Annotated in this window: 20 protein-coding genes; 7 read left to right on the top strand and 13 right to left on the bottom strand. The window is 66.9% G+C overall.

Going from position 1 to position 21,628, the window contains the following annotated elements; genetic code table 11:
• The first annotated feature begins 33 nt into the window (after positions 1 to 33).
• On the top strand, positions 34 to 1,419 hold the full coding sequence (locus tag IPV09_RS02885; RefSeq protein ID WP_207473557.1) for a YibE/F family protein: 1,386 nt from the start codon (positions 34 to 36) through the stop codon (positions 1,417 to 1,419).
• A 21-nt stretch (positions 1,420 to 1,440) separates the two neighbouring features.
• On the opposite strand, the gene IPV09_RS02880 is transcribed toward IPV09_RS02885, so the two are convergent.
• The 3 genes from IPV09_RS02880 to IPV09_RS02870 are packed head-to-tail and all read right to left on the bottom strand — an operon-like array spanning position 1,441 to position 3,010.
• Positions 1,441 to 1,911, bottom strand: a complete 471-nt coding sequence (locus IPV09_RS02880) for an SRPBCC family protein (RefSeq protein WP_207473555.1) — start codon at positions 1,909 to 1,911, stop codon at positions 1,441 to 1,443.
• A gap of 39 nt (positions 1,912 to 1,950) precedes the next feature.
• On the bottom strand, positions 1,951 to 2,316 hold the full coding sequence (locus IPV09_RS02875; protein WP_207473553.1) for a DUF1905 domain-containing protein: 366 nt from the start codon (positions 2,314 to 2,316) through the stop codon (positions 1,951 to 1,953).
• Positions 2,317 to 2,326: 10 nt separating this feature from the next.
• Positions 2,327 to 3,010 (bottom strand): alpha/beta fold hydrolase, encoded by a 684-nt coding sequence (locus tag IPV09_RS02870; protein ID WP_207473552.1) that lies wholly within the window; start codon positions 3,008 to 3,010, stop codon positions 2,327 to 2,329.
• 128 nt (positions 3,011 to 3,138) lie between these two features.
• Here IPV09_RS02870 and IPV09_RS02865 point away from each other — a divergent pair, with 128 nt between their 5' ends.
• The 4 genes from IPV09_RS02865 to IPV09_RS02850 all read left to right on the top strand — a co-directional run bounded on the left by IPV09_RS02865 (position 3,139) and on the right by IPV09_RS02850 (position 9,067).
• Entirely contained in the window at positions 3,139 to 3,552 is a 414-nt protein-coding gene (locus IPV09_RS02865; RefSeq protein ID WP_242681156.1) for a VOC family protein, read from the top strand.
• An 83-nt stretch (positions 3,553 to 3,635) separates the two neighbouring features.
• The gene (locus tag IPV09_RS02860; RefSeq protein WP_207473551.1) at positions 3,636 to 5,972 is read left to right on the top strand and encodes an excinuclease ABC subunit UvrA; all 2,337 of its coding nucleotides are present in this window, start codon (positions 3,636 to 3,638) and stop codon (positions 5,970 to 5,972) included.
• A 78-nt stretch (positions 5,973 to 6,050) separates the two neighbouring features.
• On the top strand, positions 6,051 to 6,701 hold the full coding sequence (locus IPV09_RS02855) for a TetR family transcriptional regulator (RefSeq protein ID WP_370590194.1): 651 nt from the start codon (positions 6,051 to 6,053) through the stop codon (positions 6,699 to 6,701).
• Positions 6,702 to 6,733: 32 nt separating this feature from the next.
• Positions 6,734 to 9,067 (top strand): MMPL family transporter, encoded by a 2,334-nt coding sequence (locus tag IPV09_RS02850; RefSeq protein ID WP_207473550.1) that lies wholly within the window; start codon positions 6,734 to 6,736, stop codon positions 9,065 to 9,067.
• Positions 9,068 to 9,137: 70 nt separating this feature from the next.
• Here IPV09_RS02850 and IPV09_RS02845 read toward each other — a convergent pair whose 3' ends face one another.
• Complete coding sequence (locus IPV09_RS02845) at positions 9,138 to 9,908, bottom strand: DUF305 domain-containing protein (protein ID WP_207473549.1); 771 nt, start codon at positions 9,906 to 9,908, stop codon at positions 9,138 to 9,140.
• Between the two features lie 11 nt (positions 9,909 to 9,919).
• The gene (locus tag IPV09_RS02840; protein ID WP_207473548.1) at positions 9,920 to 10,570 is read right to left on the bottom strand and encodes a DUF3105 domain-containing protein; all 651 of its coding nucleotides are present in this window, start codon (positions 10,568 to 10,570) and stop codon (positions 9,920 to 9,922) included.
• A gap of 267 nt (positions 10,571 to 10,837) precedes the next feature.
• Between IPV09_RS02840 and IPV09_RS02835 the strand changes: the two genes are divergently transcribed.
• Complete coding sequence (locus IPV09_RS02835; RefSeq protein ID WP_207473547.1) at positions 10,838 to 11,521, top strand: low molecular weight phosphatase family protein; 684 nt, start codon at positions 10,838 to 10,840, stop codon at positions 11,519 to 11,521.
• Between the two features lie 48 nt (positions 11,522 to 11,569).
• Positions 11,570 to 12,196: an HAD-IA family hydrolase gene (locus IPV09_RS02830; RefSeq protein ID WP_207473546.1), complete on the top strand. Its 627-nt coding sequence runs from the start codon at positions 11,570 to 11,572 to the stop codon at positions 12,194 to 12,196.
• A gap of 52 nt (positions 12,197 to 12,248) precedes the next feature.
• Here IPV09_RS02830 and IPV09_RS02825 read toward each other — a convergent pair whose 3' ends face one another.
• From IPV09_RS02825 to IPV09_RS02790, 8 genes are all read right to left on the bottom strand, one after another.
• A complete protein-coding gene (locus IPV09_RS02825) occupies positions 12,249 to 12,452 on the bottom strand; it encodes a hypothetical protein (protein WP_207473545.1) in 204 nt (67 codons plus the stop codon).
• Between the two features lie 5 nt (positions 12,453 to 12,457).
• Positions 12,458 to 12,658 carry a hypothetical protein gene (locus tag IPV09_RS02820; RefSeq protein ID WP_207473544.1) on the bottom strand — a complete coding sequence of 67 codons (201 nt, stop codon included), beginning with the start codon at positions 12,656 to 12,658 and terminating at the stop codon, positions 12,458 to 12,460.
• On the bottom strand, positions 12,658 to 13,071 hold the full coding sequence (locus IPV09_RS02815; RefSeq protein ID WP_207473543.1) for a hypothetical protein: 414 nt from the start codon (positions 13,069 to 13,071) through the stop codon (positions 12,658 to 12,660). The genes IPV09_RS02820 and IPV09_RS02815 overlap by 1 nt, the downstream gene beginning before the upstream one ends.
• Positions 13,072 to 13,139: 68 nt before the next feature.
• The gene (locus tag IPV09_RS02810; protein ID WP_207473542.1) at positions 13,140 to 13,799 is read right to left on the bottom strand and encodes a transcriptional regulator; all 660 of its coding nucleotides are present in this window, start codon (positions 13,797 to 13,799) and stop codon (positions 13,140 to 13,142) included.
• Between the two features lie 227 nt (positions 13,800 to 14,026).
• Positions 14,027 to 15,235 carry a homing endonuclease associated repeat-containing protein gene (locus tag IPV09_RS02805; protein WP_207473541.1) on the bottom strand — a complete coding sequence of 403 codons (1,209 nt, stop codon included), beginning with the start codon at positions 15,233 to 15,235 and terminating at the stop codon, positions 14,027 to 14,029.
• Positions 15,225 to 15,935, bottom strand: coding sequence for an HIRAN domain-containing protein (locus tag IPV09_RS02800; protein ID WP_207473539.1), 711 nt, complete (start codon positions 15,933 to 15,935; stop codon positions 15,225 to 15,227). The genes IPV09_RS02805 and IPV09_RS02800 overlap by 11 nt, the downstream gene beginning before the upstream one ends.
• On the bottom strand, positions 15,910 to 16,755 hold the full coding sequence (locus IPV09_RS02795; RefSeq protein ID WP_207473537.1) for a hypothetical protein: 846 nt from the start codon (positions 16,753 to 16,755) through the stop codon (positions 15,910 to 15,912). The genes IPV09_RS02800 and IPV09_RS02795 overlap by 26 nt, the downstream gene beginning before the upstream one ends.
• A gap of 92 nt (positions 16,756 to 16,847) precedes the next feature.
• A complete protein-coding gene (locus IPV09_RS02790) occupies positions 16,848 to 21,587 on the bottom strand; it encodes a DEAD/DEAH box helicase (protein ID WP_370590193.1) in 4,740 nt (1,579 codons plus the stop codon).
• Between the last annotated feature and the right edge of the window lie 41 nt (positions 21,588 to 21,628).

Raw genomic sequence — 21,628 nt, 5'->3', positions numbered from 1 at the left:
AGCACCACCGACCTCGGCGACGACAGGAGCGTGATGGCCCACTCCCATTCGCACGGAGACGATGCCGAACTGACCCCTGCCCAGCGGGCCCACCAGAAGCAGGCCGCCCGGGTCCTGGCCATTCTGCTGGTGCCGCTGGCGGTGCTGACGTTCGTGGCGCTGGTGGTGATGTGGCCGCAGGACACCGCCAGCCACATCCGCGAGGACACCGGCATCGTCCGGGTTCCGGGCACGACCTACCAGCGGGGCACCATCGTCGAGGTCAAGGAGGCCTCGTGCGACGGGCAGGTCGGCACCTTTCCCGGGGACACCTCCATCTGCGCCACCCTCACGGTGCGCGTGGACGACGGCCCTGACCAGGGATCGCTGCAGACCTTCGAACTGACCTCGGCGGTCTACCAGTCGGGGGCCGACCCCGGCCAGCAGGTGCGCATGTACCGGGTGCCGTTGGAGGGCACCGACGCGGTCTACTCCTTCGTCGACTTCGAGCGCAGCACACCGGTGATGTTCTTCGTGGTCCTGTTCGCGGTACTGGTGGTCGCCGTGGCCCGGCTGCGGGGCTTCCTGGCGCTGGTCGGTCTGGGGTTCGCCTTCTGGATCCTGATCGAGTTCATGATGCCCAACCTGATCCAGGGCAAGGACCCGGTGATCGTCGGGGTGGTGGGCAGCGCCGCGATCATGTTCGTGGTGCTCTACACCTCCCACGGGTTCAGCGTCAGGACGACCACGGCCCTGGTGGGGACCCTGTTCGGGTTGCTGCTGGCAGCGATCCTGGGGTCCATCAGCACCACGTGGTCACACCTGACGGGGGTCACCCACGAGGACGACTTCATCCTGGCGGCGTCGGCCCCGGACCTGCAGATGACCTCGATCGTGATCTGCTCGATGATCGTCGCGGCTCTGGGCGCGTTGAATGACGTCACCATCACCCAGGCCTCCTCGGTGTGGGAACTGGCCAAGACGGTGAAGAGCCCGTGGCAGTTGTACCGCAGCGCCATGCGCATTGGGCGCGACCACATCGCCTCGACGGTCTACACCATTGCCTTCGCCTCGGCCGGTGCCGCGTTGAGCGTGTTGCTGCTGATCCAGATCTATGAGCAGAGCCTGGCCGACATGGTCTTCGAAGAGTTGTTCGCCGGCGAGATCCTGCGCACCATCATCGGGTCGATCGGGCTGGTGCTGGCGGTGCCGCTGACCACCGGCATCGGGGTGCTGGCGGTGTCCGCGGGACGCGCCGCCGGCCGCCGGGCCGCGGGATCCGACGAATCGGCCGGGGCAGGAGACGACCACGGCGAACCACTGGAGGGGCGTGGAGTTGTCGCCGAGGACGGCACCGGTGGGAGCATCGGCACGACCTCACCCGGACGGCCGGGGGGCACGGCAGCCGACCACACCGCCTTCCAGCGCCCCGCGGACTGACCGGACCGACGGGCCGGCGCGTCACTGTGACCGGGTGGCCGCTTCCCTGATCTCGTCCAGTTCGACAGTCAGCATCTTGCGGGTGAAGACCTTGCCCAGCGGGCCCATCACCGTCCACAGGAACCGGGCCGCACGGGACGCGTCGGCCTGGTCGGCGCCGAAGGTGATGCTGAGCAGGGTCCCCTCGCCCTCGTCGCCGTCCTCCAGGGTCATGGTGGTGGTGTACAGCACCCCGTCGGTCACGGCCGTGACCACGGTGCGCCGCGGCGGATCCGACTCGGTGACGGTCATTTCGTGGGTCTCGGTGCGTCCCAACATGGTGCGGGTCTCCCGCCAGGAACTGCCCGGGCCGTAGGGCTGGTCGTTCAGCAGGGTGACCGCCGTGATGCTGGGGATGGTGGTGGGTGCGTTCGCGATGTCGGTGATGACGTGCCAGACGCGTTCACGGGGTGCCGCGATGGTCCCGCTGACGGTGATGCTGTGCCCAGTCATGGTGTCCTTTGGTCGAGGAGTGCGAAACGATGTGGGTCGTCAGGATGCCAGAGGCGTCCTGCCCAGTTGCAGGTGGACGTCCACCACATCCCCCAGGCCGAGCCCTTCGGCATGGCGCACCTTGTCCTTGATGGGGATGTAGTAGGTGCCCTGCTTGCGCCACAGCGCGGTGTACCAGGTGGTGGCGCCGACGGTGATGGTCGCCGGGATCATGCCCCACCCGTAGGACAGGTGCGTCTCGTCGAAGATCTCTTCGGCGGCCCCGTGCGGCACCGCCACGAAGTGGAAGGGTGCTGGTCCCCGCCACTCGAAGATCTCGCCGCTGAACCGGAAGTCGATGGGCTCGGCGCTGAACTCCCCGACGTCGTCGTCGGGGGGACCCTGGTCGCTCCGGTCGGTGGCCATCAGAACCCCCTCAGCGGCGGGTGATCTCGTCCAGCAGGGCGGCGAATTCCACCGGTGCGCTGTACATCGGCCAGTGACCAGAGTCGATGTCGGCGAAGTCGAGGCGGTCGGTCTTCTCGAGCTCGGTCAGTTCCCCTGAGGCGATCCAGGCCCTGGCATCCTCGACGCTGAACTCGGGGCAGACCAGGGTCACCGGTACCTGGTAGCGGCGCTGGTCGCCCAGTCGCACCCGGGCGTGGGTGATGGCCGAGGAGACCGGATGCAGATGCAATTCCATCAACGCTCTGGCCGCCTCGTCCAGGTCGTCGGAGTCAGGGCCCGCAAAGGTCTGCCAGCCGGGCCAGACCACCTGACCGTCGACCGGTTCGATGGCGTCGAAGTAGGCGCCGCCGTCGGCCACCGGGAAGCCGCCCACCATGACCACCCGGGTGACCACCTCGGGGCGCGCATCAGCGGCGACCCACGCCAACGTGGCGGCGGCCGAGTGCCCCACCACCACGACCGGTCCCCCGGCCTGGTCGACCGCGGCCACGACCGCAGCGACCTGGTCGTCAAGGGTTGCCTCCGCGGGCGCCCCGCCCTGCCCCGGAAGGCTCACGGCCACCGCCTCATGGCCGTGTCGTTCCAGTTCGGGAATGACCTGCTGCCAGGACCTCCCGTCGAGCCACATTCCGGCGATGAGCACGATCTTCATGAGTCCTCTTTCCTGGGCCACGACGTTGCGACTGCCTCTGGAATCCAGACTAAGTCCGGCGAGCGACAATTGTGGGGCGAACAATGATGGTCCCAGGCAGCGCTGACCGCCATCGCCCAGGAGGCACCATGTCCATGACCCATCCGCACCTTCTGCAGGTCGTCCTCGACGCCACCGACGTTCGGGGCTTGGCCGAGTTCTACCGCGAACTGCTCGGGATGGAGTACCGGCCCGGTGATGAACCCGATGCCGGTGGCGCCGCCCCGCAACCGGACTGGCTGGTGCTTCATGCCGACAGCGGCATGCGGGTCGCCTTCCAATGGGTCGACGCACTGCCCCGCAGCACCTGGCCGCAGAGTCGGGTGCCCCAACAGCTGCACCTGGACATGGTGATGGACGATGCCGCGACCCTGGAGCACTGGCGGTCCTGGGCCATCGACCACGGCGCCACCGAACTGCTCGACCGCACCGATGACCCCGACGAGCCACTGGTGGTGCTGTCCGACCCTGCTGGTCACCCGTTCTGCTTGTTCGTGGGGTGATCCCGGCAGGGCGGCACCGGGGGGCTTCCCAGCGAGGGCCAACTGCACCACACTGGAATGCGGCCATCGAACAGGGGACTTGCATGCACATCGCCGACAGCCATGACGTGATCAGGGTCCGCGGGGCGCGGGTCAACAACCTGCGCGACATTGACCTGGACCTGCCCAAACGTCGCCTGATCGTGTTCACCGGGGTGTCCGGGTCGGGCAAGTCCAGTCTGGTGTTCGGCACGATCGCCGCCGAGTCCCAGCGCATGATCAACGAGACCTACTCGGCCTTCGTCCAGTCGTTCATGCCGAGCCAGGCCCGCCCCGACGTGGACGCCCTGCAGAACCTGTCGGCGGCGATCGTCGTCGACCAGGAACGCCTGGGCGCCAACCCGCGATCGACGGTGGGCACCGCCACCGACGCCTACTCGATGCTGCGCCTGCTGTTCAGCCGGCTGTCGGAACCCCACGTCGGCCCTTCGACGGCATTCTCGTTCAACATCGCCACCTCCAGCGGCCACGGGGCTCAGACCGTGCAGAAGGGCTCCGGTCAGGCCAAACGGGTGGAGTACAAGACGCTGGGGGGCATGTGCCCCCGCTGCGACGGCATGGGCCGGGTCAGCGAGATCGACCTGTCGCAGGTGCTGGACGAGCAGAAGTCGCTCAACCAGGGCGCCATCCTGGCCCCGAATTTCGGCACCGGCACCTGGTACTGGGTGTACTACGGCGAGTCCGACAAGCTCGACCCCGACAAGCCCATCAAGGACTACACGAAAAAGGAGCGCGACTACTTCCTGTACTCCGACCCCGTCAAGGTCAAGCTGCGCACCGGCATCAACACCACCTACGAGGGCCTGATCCCCAAGATCCGCCGGGTCTTCTTCGACCGCGACACGGAGATCAAGCAGGCCCATATCGCGGCCTTCGTGGAGCGGGCCGGCACCTTCCAGGACTGCCCCGAGTGCGGCGGCACCCGCCTGAACGAGGCGGCCCGCACCGCCACCGTGCACGGACGCACCCTGCCTGAGGTCTCCGGGCTGCAGGTCAACGAGCTGGTCGACTGGGTCTCCGGCATCACCGAGCCGTCGGTGGCGCCGGTGGTGAGCACCCTGCAGGGCATCCTGACGGCCATGGTCGAGGTGGGGCTGGGATACCTGTCGCTCGACCGTGAGGCGGGCACCCTGTCCGGGGGTGAGGCGCAGCGCGTGAAGATGATCCGCCACCTGGGCAGCTCCCTCACCGACGTCACCTACGTCTTCGACGAACCCACCGTCGGGCTGCACCCCCACGACATCGCCCGGATGAACCAGTTGCTGCTGGCGCTGCGTGACAAGGGCAACTCGGTGCTGGTGGTCGAGCACAAGCCGGAGGTGATGGCGATTGCCGACCAGCTCGTAGACCTCGGACCAGGCGCCGGATCCGATGGTGGCCACGTCACGTTCGTCGGCGACCTGGACGGGCTGCGCGCCTCGAACACCCTGACCGGCCAGTACCTCGACCTGCGGGTCCGTCTGCGCGAAACCCCCCGCACGGCGACCGGGGTCCACGAGATCCGCGGCGCCTCGACCCACAACCTCAAGGACGTGGACGTTGACATCCCGACCGGGGTGCTGGTGGCGATCACCGGGGTGGCCGGGTCGGGCAAGTCCTCGCTGGTGCACGGTTCGCTGGCCCACCGCGAGGGCATCCTGGTCGTCGACCAGACCGCCATCAAGGGTTCGCGACGGTCGAACCCGGCCACCTACACCGGGCTGCTGGACCCCATCCGGTCACAGTTCGCCAAGGCCAATGGCGTCAAGCCGTCCCTGTTCAGTCCCAACTCCGAGGGTGCCTGCCCGGTGTGCAACGGTCAGGGCGTCATCTACACCGATCTGGCCATGATGGCCGGGGTCAGCACCCCCTGCGAGGAGTGTGAGGGCAAGCGGTTCAAGCCCGAGGTGCTGGAGTACACCCTGCACGGTTTGACCATCTCCGAAGTGCTCGAGCTGTCGGTGGCCGCCGCGCACGAGGTGTTCACGGCGGCAGCTCCGAAGAAGATCCTGGACAGGCTCGTCGACGTCGGCCTCGGCTACCTGAAGGTCGGCCAACCGCTGACCACCCTGTCCGGGGGTGAGCGCCAGCGGCTGAAGCTGGCCGCCTCGATGGGCCCCAAGGCGGACACCTACATCCTGGACGAGCCCACCAGCGGCCTGCACCTGGCCGACACCGAGCGGCTGGTCAGCATGCTGCACCGGCTCGTCGACCAGGGCCACTCGACCATCGTGATCGAGCACAACCTGGCCGTCATTGCCCAGGCGGACTGGATCATTGACGTCGGACCCGGGGCCGGCCACGACGGCGGCCAGATCGTCTTCCAGGGCACGCCCCAGCAGATGGTGGACGACTCCGACACCCTCACCGCCCACCACCTGCGCGGATGGGTCACTGGCTGAACACAACCCCAGCGGCGTCAACGTGGAGGTGACGGGGTCGACTTGCACTGCGTGCACAATGTGCATAGCGTGCAAGTTGTGCAGGATTCATCCACCTCCCCCACCCGTCGGGAACTGAACAAGACGGCCACCCGCGATGCGCTGGTCGAGGCGGCTCTGGCCCTGTCCGACGAGTTCAGCCTCGACCTGGTCACCGCAGACGCGGTGGCCGAGCGCGCGGGCGTCTCGCGGCGGACGTTCTTCAACTACTTCCCCAGCGTCGAGGACTGCGTCGCCAGTTCGATCACCGACGTCCTGCAGGCCGCCATCGACAAGTTTGAGGATGCACCAGCCGACCAACCGATCATGACGGCGGCCAGTCACGCCTTCTCCCAGGTGTTCACCGCTGAATCCACCCCGCGGATGGCCCGGGTCCTCAGTCTGGTGCGCACCCACCCCCGCATGCTGCGCAGCCACCTCGAGCAGTGGGACCGGGCCACCGACGAGATCACCAGGGCACTGTCGCGCCGGTTCCCGGCCACCGATCCCCTGTGGACCAGTGCCCTGGCGTCATCCATGGTCTCGGTGGCCGCCTCGGCGATCCGGGGATGGCTGGCCGACCTTGACGACGCCCCGTCCCGGGCCCCTGCCCTGACAGCGTCCGCGTCGTCCCAGACCCTCAGGCTCACCGTCGATCGGTGCTTCGGCTACCTGGCCGACGGTTTCTCCACTCCCCCACCTGCCCCCTGAGCCTTCCCCGCACCACAACCCAAGGAGTCCCCATGGCACGCTTCCTCCAGAGATTGGGCGGCGCCAGTGCCCGCCGGCCGTGGGTGGTGATCCTCGTCTGGATCATCGCCCTGGCCGGCATCAGCACCGCCGCCCTCACCCTGCAGAAGCCCACCACCACCCAGTTCGAGATTCCCGGACTGGAGTTCCAGACCGTGCTGGACGACCTCGGCCAGGACTTCCCCGAGATGACCGGCGGCACGTCCACCGTGGTGTTCACCGCCGACGAGCCCTTCACCGACGCGCAGAAGGCTGCCATTGGTGCGGTCATCGAGAAGATGTCGGGGCTGGATCACGTCACCGCAGCCATCAACCCCTTCCAGGCCCAGGCGCTGCTGGAGGGCATCGGCCCCGACGGCAAGCCGGTCGTCCCCTCGTCGGAGGCGGAACTGCAGCTGATGCAGCGCCAGGGCGCGTTGCTGAACGGTCTGCGCTACGTCTCGACCGACCAGACGGCCGCGCTGGCGCAGGTCCAGTGGGACACCGACCCGCAGAGCGTCCCCAAGGAAGCCCGTGACGCCCTGATCCAGGTGGGCACCACCGTCAGCGACGCGGGCCTGAGGGTCAACTACTCCGCCGACGTCACCCAGGACATCGCCAGCATCATTGGCCCCGGGGAGATCATCGGCGTGGTCATTGCCGGCATCGTCCTGTTGGTGATGCTGGGCTCCCTGCTCGCCGCCGGACTGCCGATCCTGATGGCGCTGATCGGAGTGGGAGCCGGCATCGGCCTCACCCTGGCGGCCAGCTACTGGGTCGAGATGATGTCGATCACCCCGGCGCTCGGCCTGATGCTGGGCCTGGCGGTCGGCATCGACTACGCCCTGTTCATCCTGAACCGTCACCGCATCCAGCTGCTGCAGGGCATGGACCTCAGGGCCTCGATCGCCCGCGCCGTCGGCACCGCCGGCAACGCGGTGGTCTTCGCCGGCCTGACCGTCATCATCGCGCTGGCTGCCCTGGTGCTGACCGGCATCCCCTTCCTGGGTGTGATGGGCGTGGCCGCCGCCGGGACGGTGCTGGCCTCGGTGCTGGTGGCCATCACCCTGACCCCCGCCCTGTTGTCCCTGATCGGGGCTCGGGTGATGACGAAGAAGGCGTGGGCCAGGCACGGCTTCAGCCCGCGCGGTGAGGTGCTTGACGAGACCTTGCAGTTGCCCAGCAGCACCACCGCCAGGACGGCGACCGCCGACCGCGGCTGGATCAGGACGGTCACCCGGCACCCCTGGATCACCGTCCTGGCGACCCTGCTGGTGCTGGGCGCCATGTCGATCCCCGTGGCCGGCATGCGTCTGGGCCTGCCCGACGGCGCCTCCGAACCCGAGGACTCGACCGGTTACCGCACCTACGCCATCACTGTTGAGAAGTTCGGCGCCGGAATGAACGGGCCGCTGCTGGCCGTCGGGACCCTCCCGGAGGGGCTGAACCAGCAGCAGGTGGCGATGCTGCAGTTGGAGACCGGCGAGAAGCTCCTCGCGGTCGACGGGGTCAGGCACGTCGCCCCCGTCGGTGTCTCCGAGGACGGCCGGACCGCGCTGTGGCAACTGGTTCCCGTCGACGGGCCCAACTCCGAGTCGACCGCCGAGCTGGTGCACACCCTGCGCGACAAGCAGACCGAGATCTCTGCGGCGACCGGGGTGGACGTCCGGGTCACCGGGCAGACCGTCGCCAATATCGACATCTCGCAGAAGCTGGCCGACGCCCTGCCGGTCTACCTGCTGGTCGTGGTCGGACTCTCGCTGGTCCTGCTGCTGCTCGTCTTCCGGTCGGTCCTGGTGCCGCTGATCGCCACCGGCGGTTTCCTGCTGTCGATCGGTGCCGCCATGGGCGCGGTCACCCTGGTCTACCAGGAGGGCTGGCTCGGCGGATTCTTCGGCGTCTCCCACCCGGCCGCCCTGCTGAGCTTCCTGCCGACGATCCTGATCGGGGTGCTCTTCGGCCTGGCCATGGACTACCAGATGTTCCTGGTCACCGGCATGCGCGAAGCCTGGTCCCACGGCCAGGACGCCCGCTCGGCGGTGGTCACCGGTTTCCGCCACGGACGACGCGTCGTCACGGCAGCCGCCCTGATCATGACGGCCGTCTTCGCGGGCTTCGTCTGGGCCGAGTTGGCCATGATCCGTCCGATCGGTTTCGGACTGGCGATCGGCGTGCTGATTGACGCGTTCATCGTCAGGATGACGCTGACCCCGGCGCTGCTGCACCTGCTGGGCGAAAAGGCGTGGAGGCTGCCGCGCTGGCTGGACCGGATCCTGCCCAGCGTCGACGTCGAGGGAGCCGCGCTCGAGCAGGACGACCGGGGCCCCGCCGAACGGCTGCCGGCCTGAGAATGCACACCGGCCGGGGGATCACTCCCCCGGCCGGTGTGGCATTTCAGAACCTCTGTGGTCCTTGTCGTTACTTCAGCTTGGCCAGTTCGCTCTCGAGCAGCGCAGTCTCGCTCGTCTGGGCCTTGTACATTTTGGTGGCCATGTCCTTGACGTAGTCGGTGGAAGCCAGCTCTGAACCCGCCTTGGCCATCTCGACGCCGGCCTTGTGGTGGGTGATCATCAGAGTCAGGAACAGGCGCGCCGCGTCGGTGCCGGTGGCATCGCGCAGTTGCTGCATCTGCTCGGGGCTGGCCATGCCGTCCATCAGGCCGTTGGCCTGGATCATCGGCCGCGAACTCGAGCCGGAACCGTGCTGGTGTCCGCCATCGCCCATCCACTGCATCGGCGCCCCCTCGCGGGCCATCGGACGGTCCCAGACCTTGAGGATGCCCTCCATCTGCCCCATCTGGTTGCCCTGGCTGGTGGCGATGTCGTAGGCGATCGCCCGCAGGGTCGGGTCGTCGGTCTTCTCGCGGAAGATCAGCGACATCTCGACGGCCTGGGCGTGGTGCTCGTACATGTCGCGGACGAAACCGACGTCGGTCGAGTCGTCGGCCGGCGCCGCGTGCTGGCCGAGTCCGGCCAGGTAACCACCGAACGCCGCCAGCATCAGCGCGAGTACCGAGACCACCATGATGGGCAGCGTCAGCCGGGATCGGCGGCGGGCCTGGGGCACTGCTGATGCTGCGTCAGCAGGTGCCGAGGCAGTGCCCTGGCGGGGTTCGGTGCTGTCGTTCACGGCCTCAGTGTGCTCCACGGGGGCAACCGGCTCGCGGTCGGGGGTCTGGTTGTCGGTCATGGTCGTCCCCCTCAGGCCAGGTCGCTGGTGCCGCCGGAGCACGCTGCACCGGGCTCGGGGGTCTGCGGACCCTGCTTGTACTCACGGATGAAGGCACCGATCTTGGTGTCGTCGACACTGTCGAGCTTCAACTGGTGGCCCCAGGCGCTGAGCGCGATGGGGGCCCCCATGTCGTCGGGGTAGGGCGACATCATCATGAACGGCACGTTCTCGGCGTAGGCCTTCAGCCGGTCGACCTGGTCCTGGGGCAGGGAGGGACTGTAGGTGATCCAGACCGCGCCGTGCTCCAGGGAGTGCACCCCATGCACGTTCTTGATCGGCTGCGGGTAGACCGCGCAGTTCTGCCAGATGGCGTGGTGGTCACCACCGACCGGAGGGGTCTGTTCGTAGGTCACGTCGGTCTCGACATGGTTGGCCGACAGACCTTCAAAGGTCTTCACGTCACCCAGGGAGGCGTCCAGGGCACGGCTGCGGGCCACGCCCGCCCAGACGATGCCACCGATCAGAGCCAGTGCCAGCACGGCGGCGACGATCCACAGGATCGACGAGCCGCGGCGGTCGGAACGAGCCGCCTTGCGCTGCATCTCGGCAAGCTTGGCGGCGCGGCTCGATGCCTCGGTCGACGTCTTCGTGGACGCGGCCGTGCGTCGCTTGTTGCTCATCAGTTCCTCCCTGCCGGACGTCGTCCGGGATCGTGTTCTGCGCCCTGCGAACGCAGCCGGGGGCTTTGCCCCCCACCAATCGTAGTCAAACGTTCAACCAATGCCATGGCTGTGCCTGCGTCCTGGTGTGCTGCCATTCTGCGTCATGGACAGCACAACCCGTCGGGGTCCGCGTCACGATCCGGTCACCCGCCTGCCGCCCCACCATGAAGATGGAAGCATGGTGGGTGTTGGTCCCGTGATGGCCCGAGCCCTGGAGGAACCGAGATGCACCCCGAAACGCATGCCCCCGAGTCCCACAGTCCGTATGCCCCCCATGTGCTGTTCGTCTGCGTGAAGAATGGCGGGAAGTCCCAGATGGCAGCAGCATTGATGCGGCAGTTGCTGCACGATCGGGTCAACGTCGCCTCGGCCGGCACCCACCCCGGCAGCCAGGTCAATGCGCTGTCGGCCCAGGTCGTGGCCGAGATCGGCGCCTCCATGGAGGGCGAGACCCCCCAGCAACTGACCCCCGACCTGCTGCGCCAGGCCGACCACGTGGTGGTGATCGGCCAGGAGGCGACCGTCGAACTCGTCGACGGGATGAAGACCGAGGTAGTCGTCTGGCAGGTCGACGAGCCCTCGGAGCGCGGCATCGAGGGGATCGAACGGATGCGTCTGGTGCGTGACGACATCAACAAGCAGGTGCTGGCCCTGGCGCTGGAGATCAGCGGCCAGCCCGGCGAACACGTCGACATCCTGATGAACCTGGCCAACGACCTGGCGCACCGGTACACCGGCAGACTGACCCGCGAGCAGGTGCGCCAGGTGGTGCGCGACGTGCATGCCGAGATCTTGCCGGTGTCCAAGGCGCCGGCCTTCGTGCCGATCCTGGTCGAGCGCCGCGCCGTCCAGGTGCTCGACGCCATGGTCGAGGGACGCGAACCAGACCTGGTCGACCTCGAGCACTAGGAGCACCGGTCGGCGCGGGGGCCGTTCATCGGCCGTAGGGTGAACGACATGTACCGGCACGTGTTCTGGGACCTGGGTGGCACCCTGGTCGACACCTACCCCCAACTGGACGAGGCCCTGGCCGGGGTGGTCCGTGCCCACGGCAGACAGGTGGCCACGACGCATGTGGCGGTCTGGACGCGGCGCTCCACGGGTGCGGCGATCGCCGAACTGTCGCGCGCCTACGGCATTCCCGTCGCCGAGTTCGAGGCCGCCGAGGCGCAGCTCAAGCGCCTGTGGCACCAGCATCCCGCCCCGGCCATGCCCGGGGCGCGCCAGCTGATGGACGACATCGCCGTGGCGGGCGGGCTGAACCTGGTGGTCACCCACCGTGACCGAGCCAGCGCCATGGCGCTGGTCGGGGGGCTGGACCTGCCGGTCGACGACCTGATCTCGACCGCCGACGGGTACCCCCGCAAACCCGACCCGGCAATGTACCTGGCCATGCTGGCCGCGCACGACCTGGCTGCGGCCGACTGCCTGGCCGTCGGGGACCGGCCCATCGACGCCGAGGCAGCGCACGCCGCCGGAATGAAGGCCGCCATGCTGGAGTCGGCGGCGGCACCGGTCGACGACGAGGCCGAATACTCGGTCGAGGCATTGGACGAGCTTCGCCCATTCTTGGGACTGCAGTAGTCGGCTCGGCCCGCCCCGGGGCAGCGAGCCGCCGTCAATCGAAGAAGTGCTGTCAGTCGAAGAAGTACAGCGGCAGGCACACCGCCACGAACACGACGAAGCCCACGAACATGGTGAGGGTCATCATCGCCATCATCTTCGGCGTCAACGGCAGTTCGTCGCTCTCGACCTCGCTCTCGACCTCGCTCTCGACCTCGGCGTCGCGGTCGTGGGTGAGGTCCTGGTCGATGGTGTCCTCAGTGGGCTTGTCGCTCATGGCCCTCAGTGCCCCGAGCCAGCAATCCACATGGGGATGCACACCGCGACGAACGCCACGAAGCCAATGAACAGTCCGATCGTGCTCAACGTCATCAGCACGGGGTTCAGCGGCGGCTCGTAGTCCTCGCCGTCCTCCCCGTCGAACGTGGCCGGGTCGAGCTCAGGAGCGTCCGTCGAGACCGCCTGGTCAGGGTGGGTCGCCATCAGCCCACCAACCGGGAGATGTCGGCGTACAGGGCCACGGCCAGCACCGCGAAGACGAACAGCATGAACCAGGTGTACATCCACTTCATGGCGTGGTCGGAGGTCCAGAAGCGACGCACGCTCACCACCCCGTTCACCACCGCGACCACACACAGTGCGATGCCGATCGGGGCAGCGAACACGCCGGCGAAGCTCAGCAGCGGCACCGCGATCGGGACGACCAGGTAGGTGATCAGGCACCGCACCGCCGAGATCACCAGCGAGACGCGAAAAGCCTTGTGGGCGTCACCCAGGACCCGGCGATCGGTGGTGCGCACCCGCAGCAGTCGACGCATGAAGCGATCGACGGCGCTGTGCTCGCCGGCGCTGCGCGGGACGATGGCCGAGGCAGATGCGTCCAGATGGGTGCTCACGTCTTCTCCTGATCGGGTGCTCCGATCCTAACCGACGACACCGCGGACCAGCAGGCCCACTGCCCCAATCAGGCGGCGGGCACCTCGAACTCGATCGTGAACTCGGGCAGCGTCTTGTCCTCACCAATCACCTTGGCGGCCGAGCGCCGGTACTCACCGGTGTAGCTGGCGGCCTTCTCGTCCTCGTCGAACAGGAACGCAACCCAGCCAGTGGCCTCGCCATCGCGGCGAGGGGCGTCCAGCACCTTCTTGCCGTCGGCCTCCATCTCGTCGTCGACCTTGGAGGTGTAGCGCTCCTGGTCGCCGTCGGCCTTGTTGAGGCGGAAGCTGCCGGGTGAGACCAGACCGCCGAAGTCGCCGCTCGGGGTGATCTTGACCTGCAGCAGCACCAGCTCTGATCCCTCGGCGATCTTGTCGGCCACGCTCGGGTACGACGCGCCGCGGATGGCCGAGATGACGGTGATCGTGTCCCCGACCTCGGTGTCCTTGAGCACCTTGTTGATCGGGACCTCCTTGGCCTGGCTTGGGGCCTGGGACTTGTCGTCCTCGGACAGGGTGGCCGAAGGCTCCGAGGTCTCGCTCGCCGTGGTCTGGGCAGTGGACTGGGCGCTGGTGGCCTCCGCAGCGGTGGTCTCGGTGGCGGTGGTGGGCGGCGCCTCAGTGGTGGTCTCGTCCTGTCCACAGGCGCTCAGCAGGGCCAGGCTCGACAGCCCGATGGCGGCACTCATGGCACCTCGACGCGTCACGTTGCTTGTCATGGTCACTCCCAGTTCTCGTCGTCGTCTGCCAACCCCCGCGCTGGTCACGGGAGTGTCGGCACGAGTGGGAACGTTACCGGGCGCGGGGGTCACCCCGTTGGGAACGAGTTACACCGGTGTAGTTATCCACCTGTGGACAACCCCTGTGGACAACGTGTGAACAGCCCCGGGTGCACGGCGTGGCGTCACGCCAGGAGTCAGTCGAAGGAGACCTCGCCGCGAGCTACTCTGCCCACTGCCTTGCCGGACATGCGATGATCAAGTTCTGCCAGGTGCAGGGCCTTGATCCACGACCCGCACCGTGACTGGATGAGGTTTGCGCCGGGTGCATCGGTGTCCCTGGCTGCCTCATACGACGCGACGGTGAGCGGCCCGCGTGACATTTCTGCCACGCGCCTCAGAGCATCAAGACACTCCTGCTGGGTGACGATGTTCCGCGGCTCATCCTGCGGTGATATCGCCAGCACCTGCTCTGCCCACTCCCAGGAGCCGTCCGGCTCCGCGGCGTAGCGCAGCAGCTTCTTGGTGCGCAGCTTCATCTCGTTCCACGTGCCCAGCCGGATCCTCAGAGCCGCCAGCGAGGGAAGATCCTTGTCGCGTGCGTAGTCGTCGTAGGCCTGCGCCGAGTAGGAGGGCAGGTCGTCACGGAAAAACTCCAGCAACGACGCCCACATTGTTTCTTCGGACACCTGCGGACGCAGGCCGCCCCGGTCCTTGAGCAGGTGGCTGAGGCCGGCCAGCACCAACGCCGTGTTCCAACTGCCGAACCTGATCTGGATGGTTTGCTTTCCTGGCAGCCCACGCTGTGTGGCCCAGGCGGTGAAGTCGTCGCCGATGGGTCGCGATGTCTGGTGTCCCCACTCGGACAATGCGGCCAGCAGGTCTTCGTCACTGGTACGGCCCCCGCCCTCGTAGGGCCTGACCTCATGGACGGCCAGACGGTGCTCCAAAGCGGCACGCACGGTCGCTTCATCGGTGTCCCACCACTCAGCGATTTCCTGGACGTCCAACTCGGGGTAGGTCAGCGAGGTGCCATAGATCCGGCGGTTCAACCGCCGCGCACGCCGTTCCTGCTGTTCCTTTTGGAGCTTTCGCAACTCACGGGTCTCAACGCCCTTTGCTTGGGCGATCTGGCGAATGCGTTCTCTCGACACCCGATACAAGTCACCGAGGGCTTGCAGGGTAAGACCCGCGTGCATGCCGCTGACGATGATGTCGTCTCGATGGTCGCCTCGTTGGTGCCCCGTGAGGGAGGTGAACCAGTCCAGCCACTCCTGCTCGTCCAGGTCTTGCGGGGTTGCGAAATGTTCGGGGGCGGGAGCAACGTCGATCGACGGCGCTTGTTCAACGTCATCCTGACTCAGACCAAACGTCGGCGCGATCCCCACCCAGTCCTCATTCAGCAAGGGTCGCCTCGAGTCGGCATAGCAGCCTCAACCGTGCCGGGGCGTCCGGGTTCACCTGCTCGACGGTGACGCGGACAGTGCCAGCCCCACGCAGCCGGTGGACATCGTTGACCAGCCAATCCGGAATCCAACCCAGTGGCTTGCCCTCGGCATCCAGAATGATGGCGCGGTCGTTGTAGGGGTTGGTGGGTTCATCCCGCAGCTGGAGTTCGGTGCCTGGCCTGAGGAATCGCGCGATGTCTTCACCTTGAGTCTGGTGCTGGATACCGGAGACGAAGAAACGACCGGACGCCACTCCCTGATCGGGACTGAAGTCTTCGACCAGATGGAAGGTGTCAGTGGCGCGGCCTCCGCCGGTACGCGCCAACACTTCGATCGGCGGGGCCTGATCGCCGAGTCCCAGCCATGCAAGGTACTGGCCGTAGGACTCCCTCTGCCTGGACATCACCCGGTTCGCAAAGAACGCTGGCAAACCGTCGGAGGCGTAGGCGTGATGGACGTCTGGGAACTGGATGAGTGGCGAGAATCCTTCGATCTGGTCTGCATCAGTGACGTAGCTGAAGGCATAGCTCTTGTCCTTCAACCAGTCAAAGTTGCCCACGTGGTGGTAGCCGCGAGTCAGCGGATGCTTCCAGATCAGCCGCAGTCGGCGAACGCTTCTCTGCGACCGCAGCCTACTGGGGGCGACGTGCAAACTCATCGAGCAACCTCCTCCTGTTCGTCTCCACAATCCTGACCGAGAACCTACGGTGCGCCTCTGACATTATGTGCAATGGCATTGCCTCAACCGCTTCGCCGAACGTTTCCAACGATACGTCCTCGAGTCGTTCCATGAGATCGAGGCTGGCTGAGGGGCCTGCCGCGCGGAGTGCGTCGACCGCCACAGAGACAAGCGTGGGACGCGCTGGCATGTGCTGACTCTTGCCGCGCCTCACCCAGCTCGCGAGACGGGCTTCATCGGTCAGCAACGCAACGACATGCGCCTCGGGCTCCGCGAACCCCAGCGCGTTGCCGTGGTCGAATGAAGGTGCCAGCCGTCCAGGCCCGTCCACCGAGAGTTTCACGGCCCAGTTCGTGTGGTGCCTGTCCCGTCCAGCGACCAGCGCATCAAGCATCAGGTAGCCAGCTAGCTCATCGAAAGCTGTCCGGCGGTCGTCGCCACCTCGATAACCCGAGAGCCCTTGGCGAATGTTCGGCAACGTGTACTGGCTGTTCAGCCGAAGCTTCGCGGAGTCATACCCCTCAACTGCCACTGCCATCAACTCATTGCCGTGGGCCAGGGACTCTCCGTCGTCGAGGATGTTGCGTACCAGCACCCCGCGTCCGCCGACGCGCTCTGCCAATGCCACGCACGCGGAACGGATTCCGAGCAGCTGGGCGAGAACGTGGACCAGACCTTCGGCCCAGTCCTCACCTCGAATCAGGCCACCCTCGTCGCGCACTTGTTTGAAGAGCCAGAGCGTGGCCTGATCTTCACCCTCCCCAAGAGCCTCGAACCACAGCTTCTCTTTCTTGCCCATCTCCTCCGGCCGAACCTCGGTCAAGCCGGCGACGTCATTCTGTTCCCAGTGGTACGGAGGCCCGTGCCCCTGACATTGGACAGTGGCCATCGTCAGTCCAAAGGCAGTTCGGGAAGCGCGTTCACGATCTGCATCGTGCCGACCGAAACAGTCACCACTCGCTTGAGCAGGTCGACGATGTAGCGGGGGTTGCCAACCTCGCGGGACCAGTCGTTGGGGTCGTTGACGATGCCCGAGGCCTTGTCAGTGCGGATCCAGTAGCGGTCGATGATCCACTCCAGCGCCGACCGGGACCCGAGCTGGTAGCGGTGTGCCTGCTCGGGGATGTCGGCCAGGGTGACGTGTGGGTTCACCACGAGCTGCGAGCGATCCACGTCACCGCCCGTTCTGGGGAACTTCATCTTGGCGCCCACCGCGAACAGGTCCCAGTCGTTGAGGCCGACGGCGGGGGCCACTAACTCCTGAAGTGGGTACGGCTCGACGGACTCGTAGTCCACGTGCAAGGTCATCAGTCGCTGACCGGCGTCGGCGAAGGCCCGGAAGTCATTGGCGGACGCGGCCAGCGTGATGCGCGGCAGCATCTTCTTCAGATCAGCGGCGAACCGGGTCCGGTACTGCGGGGAGTGCAACACCGCGTACACGTAGCCGAAGATGTCGTCCTTGCTGACGCCCGGCCCGAACGCCTGCTGGAACCTGGCCAGCACCTGGTCGGTGATGTTGTCCACCCGCCGGTAGCCGTCGACCAGCTCACCCTCGGGGACGAAGAGCATGTCGTTCTCAGCACGCTTCGGACCCGGGACGTAGGTCCAGCGGGGGAAGAACTGAGCCGCCTCGACGTAGGTCTTGCTGTCCGGAAGTAGGTCGGTGGCGAGCAGGGAGAATGGGGTGCGGCCACTGGGCTCGATGACCAAGAACCCGATGTTCGGGGTGTTAGCCGTGGGGAACATGGCTTTCATCTGTCCCGGCCGATGGTTGAAAACGGGATCGAAGTACAGGGCCAGCTTGCTGAATGGCCGGTAGAGGGACGTTCGCACCGATGAACCGGTGTAGGCATGTGCTTCACCCCGCATGGCACGAGGCTTGAGACTGCTGGACCAACTGATCCGGGTCTCGTCCGAGCTCAGCTCCGACTCCGCACTGTGCCCGGCAGCGGCCTCCGCGTTGTAGGTGTCGATCATCCGGCTCATGTTCGCCTCGACCTTGGCGCCCGAGAAGTTGTAGCACCAGGCGTCGCGATTGGTCTGAACCCCTGCGGACGCGCTCGCGAAGACGTCCCCGATCGGCAGCAGCGTCTCGAACACCGCGTCCCGCTGGTTCACCCAGTCCCCCGCCGCATTCGGGACGATCTCGATCCAGCCCTCATCCCCCAGCCCGGCCGACCGCAAAATTTCCAGCTTTTGCTCCCGGTCCAGGTAGTCACCGATGTCGCGGTAGTGCACCACGGCCGGCCCCACGTGGTCGGGCCGCTTGACCCCCAGGACGACGGCCACCGTGTTCCGGCTGCCCGGCCCGAAAACCTTCCCACCCTCGCGGCGCGACAACTCTCCCGCCGTCCGCTGATTCCCTCGCAGGTTGAACACCCACAAGCTGGCGAACTCCTCGGCCATCGACAGACGCATCCCGTCGGCGGTGTTGCCGTCCAGCCAGCCGCCGTTGCTGACGAACGCCATGATGCCGCGCTCCTCCAAACGGTCGGTGGCCCACCGGTAGGCCCGAATGTAGGAGTCGTACAGGCTGTTCTTGTTCGTCGCCGTCGACCGCTTGGCGTAGGTGTCGGCGATCCGGGCGTCCAGGCTCGGGTACTTCAGGTTCGCGTTGTTGTCGTTGGCACTCGACTGGCCCACCGAGTACGGGGGATTGCTGATGATCACCGTGATGTCGCTGCGCAACTGGGCCTCGATGCGGGCGTTGTTGGCCGGCAGCAGGCTGGTGTCGGCCCGGTCACCGTGCTCGGAGATCTGGAAGGTGTCGGTCATGATCGCGCCCGGGAACGGCACGTACTCAGCCGACCCGGTGACCGACTCATACGTGGTCTCGATGTTCACACAGGCGATGTAGTAGGCCAGCAGCATGATCTCGTTGCACCACAGTTCGCCGGCGTACTTGCGGGCCAGGTCCTCGCGGCGGATCACCCCCGACTCCAGCAACCGGACGACGAAGGTGCCGGTGCCGGTGAACGGGTCCAGGATTCGCACACCCTCATCCGACAACCCGTGGCCGAACTCGCGTCGGCTCAACTCGTCGGCGGCGCGGATCATGAAGTCGACCACCTCGACCGGGGTGTAGACCACGCCCAGCGACTCGGCCTGCTTCGGGAAGGCGTTCTTGAAGAACTTCTCGTACAGGTCGTGGATGACGCTCTGGCGTCCTGCGGCGTCGGTGACGGCGGCTGCCTTGTTCCGCACCGAGTCGTAGAAGCGCGTCAGGTGTTCGGTCTCGGCCTCCAGACCCTGGTCCTCCAGCACGTCCAGCATCGTCTGCATGCCGATGGAGACGGGGTTGCTGGCCGCGAACCCCGACCCACCGAACAGGGCATCGAAGACCGGGGCGGTGATCAGGTGCTGGCTCAGCATCGAGATCGCGTCGTCGCGGGTGATCGAATCGTTCAGGTTGCCGCGCAGCCCGGCCAGGAAAGCGTCGAAAGCACGGGTGACCTCGGGCGAGGACGCTGCCAGGATCGCGTTGATCCGCGCCACCTGGGCGGCACTCATGTCGGCGACGTCGGCCGCCCACTGGTCCCAGTACTCCCGCGAACCGACCTTGGTCACGATCCGGGAGTAGATGGCGTCACGCCACTGTTCCAGCCCGAACAGGGGCAGCTGGGCGGCGCCCGTCTGGGTGTCGTCCCCGTCGAACCGGTCGGGGGTGTCGACGATGATTCGGCCCGAGGTGTCGCGGCCACCGTTCAGGTTGATCGATTGGACGATGGCCTCGAACCGGTCGTCGTGGGCGCGCAACGCGTTCAGCACCTCCCAGACGACGCGGAAGCGCTTGTTGTTGTTCAGCGCGTCCGCCGGGTCGACGCCCACCGGCACCGCCACCGGCAGGATGATGTAGCCGAAGTCCTTGCCGGGGGCCTTGCGCATGACCCGGCCGACCGACTGCACCACGTCGACCGTCGAACTGCGCGGTGACATGAACATGACCGCGTCCAGCGCCGGGACGTCCACACCCTCGGACAGGCAGCGGGCATTGGTCAGGATGCGGCACTGCCCGTCGACCACCGGCGCCTTCAACCAGGCCAGCTTCTCTGCCCGGACCAGGGCGTTCATCGTGCCGTCCACGTGCTGCGCCTCGCAGGCCAACCGCTGGGTCGCCTCGGCTCCACCGGTCGCCTCGACCACCTCTTCAAAGGCCCCGGCCACCCGCTCGGAGGACTTGATGTTGGCCAGGAACGCCACCGCGCGTTTCATCGGCGTCGAGTCCGGCGGAAACGCGGGATGGGGATCCCCGGTGTGGGTGCGCTTGGCCAGCGAGTTCCAGCTGCCCATGATCTTGGCGGCGTCGTCCAGGGGCAGTTCGCGATGCTCACCGGCCACTACCTGCTGCATCGGCCCGGCCATCTGTTCTTCAGTGACCATCAGCACCATCACCTTGTAGTCGGTGAGCAGGTCACGGGCGACGGCCTCGCCGAAGCCGAGCCGGTGGAAGACCGGGCCGAACAGTGCCTCGTCGTCCATCGAGGACAGCACCGCCGAGTGGTCATCGGCCTTGTTCTTCACGTCGTCGCCGAACACCCGGGGGGTCGCGGTCATGTACAGCCGCTTGGCGCCGGCCAGGAAGCTGTTGTCATGCACCCGGACGAACGACGACTCGTCGGCACCGGCCAGGGTGACACCGGTGGTCCGGTGCGCCTCGTCACACAGGATCAGGTCGAACTCACCGGCCCCCAGTTGCTGTGCCCGGGACACCACATCGATGGACTGGTAGGTGGAGAACACCACGCTGAGCCCCGCCGACCGACGTGCGGTGACCAGGCGATCGTGGAGTTCCTGGGAGTCGGTGGTTGCGGGCAGCGGCACGTCATGGGGGCTGATGTCCTCGGCTGCGCGGGACGCCTTGGAGTCCGAGCAGACCACGAACGCCCGCAGGTCGAGATGGGTCTGGGCAGTCCACTCCCGCAGCGTCTGGGCCACCAGCTGGATCGAGGGGGCCAGGAACAGCACCCGCAGCGACCCGCCGTTGGTGGCGGCCATCTGCTCGGCCAGCTTCAACGAGGTGAACGTCTTGCCGGTGCCGCACGCCGAGATCCACTGCCCCCGGTCGCGGGCCTGCAGACCGGCCCGGATCGCGGCGATGGCCTCGTCCTGGTGGGGGCGTGTGGAGTACTTGTGCGCACGCTCCAGGCGGACCACCAACTGCTTGGGGTCGGCGAAGGACCAGTCGATGGGCGATTCGGCGATGTCGGCCAGACCGATGCGTTGCACCGGGATGCCCTGGTCGTCCAGCGCGCTCTCGGCGTGCTTCGACCACTTGTCGGTGGTCGAGATGATCACCCTGTTGGTGAACCCTACGCCGTTCCAACTGCGGCCCGAGGCGGTGAAGAACGAGTCAATGTCCTGCTTCTGCAGCGAGTGGGTGGGTGCGTAGAACTTGCACTGGATCGCCGTCCAGTCGCCGGTCTCACGGTCCTGGGCGACCAGGTCGATGCCGACGTCGGGGGAGGTTCCCCGGTGAGTCCAGTCGCCCCAGCGCGCCACGTTCGTGTAGCGGGAGGCCAGCGTGGGGTCAAGGGTGAAGTACTTGACCATCAGTTCCTCGAAGCGGGTGCCGCGCTCGGACTGGGAGCGGGCGGCGTCGAACGCCTCGATCACGTCATGGACCGTCGTCACTGGGTGGCTCCTGAGGGGTGGGGTCTTGGGCTCACCATAGT

Source organism: Tessaracoccus sp. SD287 (assembly GCF_017355265.1).
Taxonomy (GTDB): domain Bacteria; phylum Actinomycetota; class Actinomycetes; order Propionibacteriales; family Propionibacteriaceae; genus Aestuariimicrobium.
Note: the sequence above shows the minus strand (reverse complement) of the source record. Positions and strands in the feature narration are given on the sequence as shown.

Bases quoted from the DNA above. Each gene is read 5' to 3' on its own strand.
- IPV09_RS02885 (WP_207473557.1), top strand. From the start codon at position 34: ATGGCCCACTCCCATTCGCACGGAGACGATGCCGAACTGACCCCTGCC.
- IPV09_RS02880 (WP_207473555.1), bottom strand. From the start codon at position 1,911: ATGACTGGGCACAGCATCACCGTCAGCGGGACCATCGCGGCACCCCGT.
- IPV09_RS02875 (WP_207473553.1), bottom strand. From the start codon at position 2,316: ATGGCCACCGACCGGAGCGACCAGGGTCCCCCCGACGACGACGTCGGG.
- IPV09_RS02870 (WP_207473552.1), bottom strand. From the start codon at position 3,010: ATGAAGATCGTGCTCATCGCCGGAATGTGGCTCGACGGGAGGTCCTGG.
- IPV09_RS02865 (WP_242681156.1), top strand. From the start codon at position 3,139: ATGTCCATGACCCATCCGCACCTTCTGCAGGTCGTCCTCGACGCCACC.
- IPV09_RS02860 (WP_207473551.1), top strand. From the start codon at position 3,636: ATGCACATCGCCGACAGCCATGACGTGATCAGGGTCCGCGGGGCGCGG.
- IPV09_RS02850 (WP_207473550.1), top strand. From the start codon at position 6,734: ATGGCACGCTTCCTCCAGAGATTGGGCGGCGCCAGTGCCCGCCGGCCG.
- IPV09_RS02845 (WP_207473549.1), bottom strand. From the start codon at position 9,908: ATGACCGACAACCAGACCCCCGACCGCGAGCCGGTTGCCCCCGTGGAG.
- IPV09_RS02840 (WP_207473548.1), bottom strand. From the start codon at position 10,570: ATGAGCAACAAGCGACGCACGGCCGCGTCCACGAAGACGTCGACCGAG.
- IPV09_RS02835 (WP_207473547.1), top strand. From the start codon at position 10,838: ATGCACCCCGAAACGCATGCCCCCGAGTCCCACAGTCCGTATGCCCCC.
- IPV09_RS02830 (WP_207473546.1), top strand. From the start codon at position 11,570: ATGTACCGGCACGTGTTCTGGGACCTGGGTGGCACCCTGGTCGACACC.
- IPV09_RS02825 (WP_207473545.1), bottom strand. From the start codon at position 12,452: ATGAGCGACAAGCCCACTGAGGACACCATCGACCAGGACCTCACCCAC.
- IPV09_RS02820 (WP_207473544.1), bottom strand. From the start codon at position 12,658: ATGGCGACCCACCCTGACCAGGCGGTCTCGACGGACGCTCCTGAGCTC.
- IPV09_RS02810 (WP_207473542.1), bottom strand. From the start codon at position 13,799: ATGAGTGCCGCCATCGGGCTGTCGAGCCTGGCCCTGCTGAGCGCCTGT.
- IPV09_RS02800 (WP_207473539.1), bottom strand. From the start codon at position 15,935: ATGAGTTTGCACGTCGCCCCCAGTAGGCTGCGGTCGCAGAGAAGCGTT.
- IPV09_RS02795 (WP_207473537.1), bottom strand. From the start codon at position 16,755: ATGGGCAAGAAAGAGAAGCTGTGGTTCGAGGCTCTTGGGGAGGGTGAA.